Raw genomic sequence first — 7,932 nt, 5'->3', positions numbered from 1 at the left:
CAGCGCCAAGGTCGAATACGGCAAGTTTACCGAAGGCGACCGCTATGCGCTGTTGCCGGTGGCCGATACCGTCGCCGGCAATCGCGCCAGGGTCCGCAATACCGACAAGCTCTGGCTGACGGTTATGTATACCTTCTAGCGACATTTGAACTGAACAGTTCCCCGAAGTCCCTGCTCCTAAAGCCGCAAGCAATGGAGTCGGGGCCGAGCGATTGGGCTCCGGGTAAGGTCGGCGAAAGCTGCTTTGCCTCCCGGTAATTTTGGAAAGGGGTATGCGATGTTGAACACAGCCATGCCGGCCGCCAACCCGGCAGCCGACGAACGTTATATACGATTAATGCGCCCGGGTAGCGACATCCCCATCCTGGGCATCTGCGCCTATGCCAGCGGCACCGGCAAGACTACGCTGCTGGAAGCTGTGCTCCCCATTCTGGGCGCCTACGGCCTGAAGGTTTCCGTGATCAAGCAGGCACGCGCCGATTTCGATATCGACCGCCCCGGCAAGGACAGCCATCGTCTGCGCGGCGCCGGTGCCGCGCAAGTACTGGTGAGTTCCCCCCGGCGCTGGGCGCTGATGGCCGAAGTCACCGACGGCGACGCAATGGACGGCGATGGACTGCCGCTGGAGCAGCTGGTAAGGCATCTGGACACGCGGCTGACCGACCTCATCCTGGTCGAGGGCTTCAAGACCGCGCCGATTCCAAAAATCGAGGTGTTTCGCCAGGCATGCGCGAACCCGCTGCTGGCCGCACATGACCCCGACATTATCGCGGTGGCTGCCGATGTCGCGCTGCCGCTGCCGGTCGCCTTGCTGAATTTGAACCGCGCGCAAGAGATTGCCGCCTTCGTGCTGGATTGGCTGACCCGGCAGCGGCAGCAACATCTTGCGACAAGCATGGAACAATGGCTGCGGGAAAGCCCGGGGGCGACCCGTATCCGCGAATCGGAGCCGATGGCAGGTTAAACCGTTCACTCCACCATGATGCGCAGGTCGGCGGCATTGCCGCCCTGCTCGCTGCCGTGGCTAGGGATGGCCCGGGTAAGCTCGCCCCGATTCCTCTGCGCACATGGGCCGCGGCTTGTCGATTACCGTCGCTATGGTGTACTTTGCCCCATTCAGCGCCTATCCGACTCGCCCGACATGCACAACACCGACCTGTTAGCCCGCTCTCTCGCCGCCGTCTGGCATCCTTGCACGCAGATGAAACAGCACGAGACCCTGCCCCTGATTCCGATCGCCTCCGGCGACGGCGCCTGGCTGACGGATTTCGACGGCAAGCGCTACCTGGACGCAGTAAGTTCGTGGTGGGTCAACCTGTTCGGCCACCGCAACCCGCGCATCAATGCCGCGCTCAAGGAACAGCTGGACCGGCTGGAGCACGTCATGCTAGCCGGCTTCACGCACGAGCCGGTGGTGCGGCTGTCCGAGCGCCTGGCGCAGCTGACGGGCCTGGGGCATGCGTTTTACGGCTCGGACGGCGCCTCGGCGACCGAAATCGCGCTGAAGATGAGCTTCCATTTCTGGCGCAACAACGGCAAGCCGCAAAAAAACGCCTTCGTCAGCCTGCAGAACAGCTACCACGGCGAAACCGTGGGTGCGCTCTCGGTCACCGACGTGGCGCTGTTCAAGGACACCTATGCCCCTTTATTGCGGCAGAGCGCGCAGGTGCCCTCACCCGACTCGCGCCTGGCGCAGCCGGGCGAAGCGACGGAGGCCTATGCGCTGCGCTGCGCTGAAGCGCTGCAGCAGCACCTGGACGCGCACCATGCCGAGACTGCGGCGCTGATTGTGGAACCCTTGGTGCAGGGCGCGGCCGGCATGGCGATGTATCATCCAGCCTATCTGCAGCGGGCACGCGAGCTGTGCAACTACTACGGCGTGCACCTGATCGCCGACGAAATCGCCGTCGGCTTCGGCCGCACCGGCACCATGTTCGCCTGCGAGCAGGCCGGCATCCGCCCCGATTTCATCTGCCTGTCGAAAGGCATCACCGGCGGCTACCTGCCGCTGTCGGCCGTGCTTACCACGGATACGGTGTACCAGGCGTTCTACGACGACCAGGTGGCGCGCGGCTTTCTGCATTCCCATAGCTACACCGGCAATGCGCTGGCATGCCGCGCGGCGCTGGCGACGCTGGATATTTTCGAGCAGGACAACGTATTGGAAGAAAACCGGCGCAAGGCGGCGCTACTCTCCGCCGCGCTGGCGCCGGTAGCCGCGCATGAAGCGGTAAAGCAATTCCGCCACCTCGGCATGATATGGGCTTTCGAGGTGGAAACCACCGATCCGGAATTCGCCGGCAGCTTCTACCGCATGGCGCTGCAGCGAGGGCTGCTGCTACGGCCGATAGGCAATACCGTTTACTTCATGCCGCCCTATATTATCGGCGCGGAGGAAATCGCCCTGATTGCCGGCGAAACTCTCGGCCTGCTCGACCGCTTCATGCAACAAAAAACGGCCTGAAGCCGTAATACAGCCCGAGCAGCAGCGCACCGTAATACATTCCGTTTGCCAGCCACGCGCTCTGCACGCCGCTGAGCCAGTATTTCGCCAGCAGCCGGCAACGCAAAGCAGCGCCAGCGTCGCAGGGCGGTGCTGCCATTCGCCGGAAATCCAGACTATCAGTCCGCCGTCCGGGTTGAAGATCTGGTAGGCAGTGCTGGCAACCGCCAGTGCGATGGCGGCAAATACCGCGACGCTGAACATCGAGTCGAGCAGGTACGGGGTTGAAGATTTCATGGTTTGCTCCCGAAAAAATAAAGGGCAAACCGCAGTGCTCGGGGTCTCAACGCGTGCTTGCGGCGGAGGTTCCGCTAGCCCGCATAGCTGGAGATGAGCGCTTTCCGGCGGCCCCGCCGTCATGGGATTGCTCCTTTAGACCGGTGGCTTTGCGTCCCCGCCTTTCGGCCGGGTTTGCCCTTTGCAGAATTGCATAACCATACTAACGGCTCCGATCCGGCAATGCAAAATCGCCGCTGACAAGCGGTAAAATACGTCGGCTAAACGGTAGCCAATGACACTAACCCCCTGTGCAACGCATCTCTCAGCCCGGCCTGGCGGAACAGACCATCAACAAATCTCGCTTCGTCGCAGCTGCGGAATATTGCGCCGACGAACGCGCAGTAGCCATGCTGTTGCGGCGGCTTGCAAGCGAACACTCACATGCGCACCATCTGGCTTTCGCCTATCGGGTGCAGGATCTGGAAGGGCAAGGCTATCTCCAGCGCTTTCACGATGCCGGCGAGCCGTCCGGCACTGCCGGCAAGCCCATCCTGCAATACCTGGAAGGCCGCGATCTGGTGAACGCCTGCATTGCCGTGGTGCGCTATTACGGCGGCATCAACCTGGGAACCGGCGGCCTGGCACGAGCTTACGGCGGTACCGCCAAACTGGCATTGGAAGCCGCGCGTCTGGCGCCCTTCGTGGAAATGCGCGAGATCCGGTTGGTTCTGGACTACGGGCGCCTCGACCCGTTCACCCGCGAACTGGCGAAACTGCATGGCCAGATACTGGACAAGGTCTTTGGAGAACGCGTCACAGTGCTGGCCTCGGTGCCCGCCGATGCGGCAGACGGGCTGACCAAGCGTTTCGGCGCAGGCTGGGCACCGGGCAAATTTTAATCGCCAGCCTGTTTTTCTGGTTCTCTCCCAACCGTTTTGCATATAAAATAGGCAGCTTTTCCCCCGGACCAGAATCGCCTGTGCAAATCGGCCCCTACAAGCTCAAGACAAACCTGATCGTCGCCCCCATGGCGGGCGTGACCGACCGTCCTTTCCGCCAGCTTTGCAAGAAAATGGGCGCGGGACTGGCCGTGTCCGAGATGGTGACGTCAAATTCGCTGCTTTACGGCAGCGAGAAGACCTTGCGCCGGGCCAACCACGAGGGCGAGGTCGACCCGATTTCGGTGCAGATCGCCGGCGCCGACCCCAAAATGCTGGCCGAGGCCGCTCAGTACAACGTCGACAACGGCGCGCAGATCATCGACATCAACATGGGCTGCCCGGCCAAGAAAGTGTGCAACGTGATGGCGGGTTCCGCGCTGCTGAAGGACGAGCCGCTGGTCGCGCAGATCCTGCAAGCGGTGGTGAAAGCCGTCAATGTGCCGGTGACGCTGAAAACCCGCCTGGGCTGGGACAAGGGCAACAAGAACGTGCCGCTGATCGCCCGCATCGCCGAGGACAGCGGCATCCAGGCGCTGGCGATCCATGGCCGCACCCGCGCCTGCCTGTACACCGGCCACGCGGAGTACGACCTGATCGCCAAGGTCAAACAACGCGCCGGCATCCCGATCATTGCCAACGGCGACATCACGACGCCGGAAAAAGCCAAACAGGTGCTGGACCAGACCGGGGTCGATGCGATCATGATCGGCCGCGCGGCGCAGGGACGGCCGTGGATATTCCGCGAAATCTCGCACTACCTGGCAACCGGCCGCCACCTGCCGCCGCCGGAAGTCTCCGAAATCCACGCGGTATTGCTGGGGCACCTAGCCGACCTCTACCAGTTCTACGGCGAGCAAACCGGCACCCGCATCGCCCGCAAGCATATCTCGTGGTACACCAAGGGCTTGACCGGCTCGGCCAATTTCCGCCATGCGATGAACCAGCTGCAAACGCGCGAGGAACAGCTCGCCGCGATCGGCGATTTTTTCAACGAGCTGCGCCGGCGGGGCGAGCGGCTCAATTACATCCAGGAAGAGCCCGAGGAGATGGCGGCATATGCGTGAAACAGATCTTTCTGCCTGCGTGCGCCTGGCGCTGGATGAATATTTCAAGGATCTCGATGGCGAACCGCCGCACGCGGTTTACGACATGCTGATTCATTGCGTCGAAAAACCGTTGCTGGAAAGCATCATGCGCCGCACCGGCGGCAACCAGAGCAAGGCAGCTGAAATCCTCGGCCTCAATCGCAATACGCTGCGCAAAAAGCTCAAGCAGCACGGCATCCAATAAAAATCCGCGCTCGCCGCTCATTTTTATAACCGTATCAACTTTTATTATTTCCGCTCCATCATGACCATTATCAAACGTGCTCTACTCAGCGTTTCCGACAAACGCGGCGTTCTCGAATTTGCGCAAAAATTGAATGACTTCGGCGTCGAACTCCTGTCCACCGGCGGTACCGCAAAACTGCTGCGCGACAACCACATTCCCGTCATCGAAGTCGGCGACTACACCGGTTTTCCGGAAATGCTGGACGGGCGTGTGAAAACCCTGCACCCCAAGGTGCATGGCGGCATCCTCGGCCGGCGCGACCTGCCGGAGCACGTGAGCGCGATGCGGCAGGCGGGGATTCCGAACATCGACATGGTGGTGGTCAATCTCTACCCGTTCCGCGAAACCATCGCCAAGCCGGACTGCCCGCTGGAAGACGCGATCGAGAACATCGACATCGGCGGCCCCACCATGGTGCGCGCCGCCGCCAAGAACCACGCGCATGTCGCCATCGTCACCGATCCCGACGATTACGCCGCGCTAACGCGCGAAATGGCCTCCAGCAACGGCGCTGTCGGCGCGGAAACCCGATTCAAGCTGGCCAAGAAAGCGTTCTCGCACACCGCGGAATACGACGGCGCGATCAGCAACTATTTGACCGCCCTCGACGCGCAAAACCAGAAGCAGGACTTCCCAGACCGCTACACCACGCAGGTGGTCAAGGTGATGGACCTGCGCTACGGCGAGAACCCGCACCAGAACGCCGCATTCTACCGCGATGCCAGCATACCCGCCGGTGCGCTCGCAGGCTTTACCCAGTTGCAGGGCAAAGAACTTTCCTACAACAATATCGGCGATGCCGACGCGGCGTGGGAATGCGTCAAGACCTTCGACACCCCGGCCTGCGTCATCGTCAAGCACGCCAATCCGTGCGGTGTGGCTGTCGGAGCCAACTTGCTCGATGTCTATCAGCGCGCGTTCAGCACTGACCCGACCTCGGCATTCGGCGGCATCATCGCCTTCAACCGCGAGATCGACGCAGCCGCGGCGGAAGCCGTGCTGAAACAGTTCGTCGAAGTCATCGTCGCACCTGCCGTTTCTGACGCAGCCAAGCAAATTTTCGCCGCCAAGGCCAATATCCGCGTCTTGACCGTGCCGTTGGGCGCCGGCCTCAACGCGCTGGAATACAAGCGCGTCGGCGGCGGGTTGTTGATCCAGACGCCAGATGCGCTGAACGTTAGCGCGGCGCAGTTCAAGATCGTCACCAGGAAACAACCCACGCCTGAACAATTGAGCGATCTGCTGTTCGCCTGGCGCGTCGCCAAGTTCGTCAAGTCCAACGCCATCGTGTTCTGCGGCAACGGCATGACGCTGGGCGTCGGCGCCGGCCAGATGAGCCGCGTCGACAGCACCCGTATCGCCGCGGTCAAGGCAGGTAATGCCGGGTTGTCGCTGAAGGGCGCAGCCGTGGCATCGGACGCCTTTTTCCCGTTCCGCGATGGCGTGGACGTGCTGGCCGAAGCCGGCGCCTCCTGCGTGATCCAGCCCGGCGGCAGCATCCGCGACGAGGAAGTGTTCGCCGCAGCGGACGAGCATGGCATCGCGATGGTGATTACCGGCGTACGCCACTTCCGCCACTGAGGGAACCCACATGAAAATCCTGGTCATCGGCAACGGCGGACGCGAACACGCGCTGGCCTGGAAACTGGCGCAGAGCCCGCGGGTAAGCCGCGTCTTCGTCGCACCCGGCAATGCCGGCACCGCGCTCGACCCCAACATGCAGAACGTCGCGATTACGGCCATCCCCGACCTGGTGGAGTTCACGCAGAAGGAAAACGTCGGGCTCACCGTAGTCGGACCGGAAGCGCCGCTGTCTCAGGGCGTGGTCGATGCCTTCCGCGCCGCCGGCCTGAAAATCTTCGGGCCGACCCGCGCCGCCGCGCAACTGGAAGCGTCGAAAGACTTCGCCAAGGCGTTCATGGCGCGCCACGGCATTCCCACCGCAGCTTACGCCACGTTTACCGATGCCGCCGCGGCACACGATTACGCCCGCAAACAGGGTGCGCCCATCGTCATCAAGGCCGACGGCCTGGCCGCGGGCAAGGGCGTGGTGGTGGCGATGAATGAAACCGAGGCGCACGACGCCATCGACATGATGCTTGCGGACAACAAGCTGGGTGCCGCCGGCGCGCGCGTGGTGATCGAGGAGTTTCTCGAAGGCGAAGAAGCCAGCTTCATCGTCATGGTGGACGGCGAGCATATCCTGCCGCTGGCCACCAGCCAGGACCACAAGCGCCTGCTGGACGCCGACCAGGGGCCGAATACCGGCGGCATGGGCGCCTACTCGCCGGCGCCGGTGGTCACGCCGGAAATTCACGCGCGGGCGATGCGTGAAATCATCGGCCCCACCGTGCAAGGCATGGCCAAGGACGGCATTCCCTATACCGGCTTTCTCTATGCCGGGCTGATGATAGACAAAAACGGCAATCCCAGGACGCTGGAATTCAACTGTCGCATGGGCGACCCGGAAACCCAGCCCATCATGCTGCGGCTGAAAAGCGACCTGGTCGACCTGGTGGAGCACGCCGTCAACGGCACGCTGGACCAGGCCGAAGCCGAGTGGGACCGGCGCGTGGCACTCGGCGTGGTGCAGGCCGCCGCCAATTACCCCGATGTGCCGCGCAGCGGCGATGTGATCCACGGCCTGCCGCAGGGCCTGCAGGATGCGCATGTGTTCCATGCCGGCACCAGGCTGGTCGACGGCCAGGCAGTGACCAGCGGCGGCCGCGTGCTGTGCGTCACCGCGCTGGGCGACAGCGTGCAACAGGCGCAGACGCGAGCTTATGCCATCGCCGACGGCATCGCCTTTGACGGCCGCCAGATGCGGCGCGATATCGGCTACCGCGCGATTTCGCGCTGATGGCTATCGCGCAATAGCGCGCTGACCGTAGCGCAGGCGGCCTCGCCTGCATTCAGCCGTCACTTTGCCTTGGATTG

At 62.8% G+C, this 7,932-nt stretch carries 8 protein-coding genes and 2 riboswitches; of the genes, 7 read left to right on the top strand and 1 reads right to left on the bottom strand.

The features are described 5' to 3' along the window. Positions 1–148: 148 nt before the first annotated feature. Positions 149–287, top strand: a riboswitch (molybdenum cofactor riboswitch). After that, the gene (gene mobB, locus VGK14_RS04945) at positions 278–964 is read left to right on the top strand and encodes a molybdopterin-guanine dinucleotide biosynthesis protein B (RefSeq protein ID WP_331507822.1); all 687 of its coding nucleotides are present in this window, start codon (positions 278–280) and stop codon (positions 962–964) included. It overlaps the preceding riboswitch by 10 nt. A gap of 177 nt (positions 965–1,141) precedes the next feature. Then, the gene (locus VGK14_RS04940; protein WP_331507821.1) at positions 1,142–2,464 is read left to right on the top strand and encodes an adenosylmethionine--8-amino-7-oxononanoate transaminase; all 1,323 of its coding nucleotides are present in this window, start codon (positions 1,142–1,144) and stop codon (positions 2,462–2,464) included. Here VGK14_RS04940 and VGK14_RS04935 read toward each other — a convergent pair. Beyond that, positions 2,442–2,603, bottom strand: coding sequence for a hypothetical protein (locus VGK14_RS04935; protein WP_331507820.1), 162 nt, complete (start codon positions 2,601–2,603; stop codon positions 2,442–2,444). The genes VGK14_RS04940 and VGK14_RS04935 overlap by 23 nt on opposite strands. Positions 2,604–2,843: 240 nt before the next feature. Next, positions 2,844–2,929: riboswitch (cyclic di-GMP riboswitch) on the bottom strand. Positions 2,930–3,030: 101 nt separating this feature from the next. On the opposite strand from VGK14_RS04935, the gene VGK14_RS04930 reads away from it, so the two are divergent. The 5 genes from VGK14_RS04930 (at position 3,031) to purD (ending at position 7,855) form a co-directional block, all read left to right on the top strand. After that, positions 3,031–3,621, top strand: coding sequence for a YigZ family protein (locus VGK14_RS04930; RefSeq protein WP_331507819.1), 591 nt, complete (start codon positions 3,031–3,033; stop codon positions 3,619–3,621). Positions 3,622–3,701: 80 nt separating this feature from the next. Further along, positions 3,702–4,727, top strand: coding sequence for a tRNA dihydrouridine synthase DusB (dusB, locus tag VGK14_RS04925; protein WP_331507818.1), 1,026 nt, complete (start codon positions 3,702–3,704; stop codon positions 4,725–4,727). Further along, positions 4,720–4,953, top strand: coding sequence for a Fis family transcriptional regulator (locus VGK14_RS04920; protein ID WP_331507817.1), 234 nt, complete (start codon positions 4,720–4,722; stop codon positions 4,951–4,953). Before dusB ends, VGK14_RS04920 begins: the two co-directional genes overlap by 8 nt. Before the next feature lie 60 nt (positions 4,954–5,013). Then, positions 5,014–6,576: a bifunctional phosphoribosylaminoimidazolecarboxamide formyltransferase/IMP cyclohydrolase gene (gene purH / locus VGK14_RS04915; protein ID WP_331507816.1), complete on the top strand. Its 1,563-nt coding sequence runs from the start codon at positions 5,014–5,016 to the stop codon at positions 6,574–6,576. A 10-nt stretch (positions 6,577–6,586) separates the two neighbouring features. Beyond that, entirely contained in the window at positions 6,587–7,855 is a 1,269-nt protein-coding gene (gene purD, locus VGK14_RS04910) for a phosphoribosylamine--glycine ligase (protein ID WP_331507815.1), read from the top strand. The last annotated feature ends 77 nt before the right edge of the window (positions 7,856–7,932 follow it).

The organism is Novimethylophilus sp., assembly GCF_036504375.1.
GTDB lineage: Bacteria > Pseudomonadota > Gammaproteobacteria > Burkholderiales > Methylophilaceae > Novimethylophilus.
The sequence above is the reverse complement of the archived record's forward strand: the minus strand, read 5'-3'. Positions and strand labels throughout refer to the sequence as shown.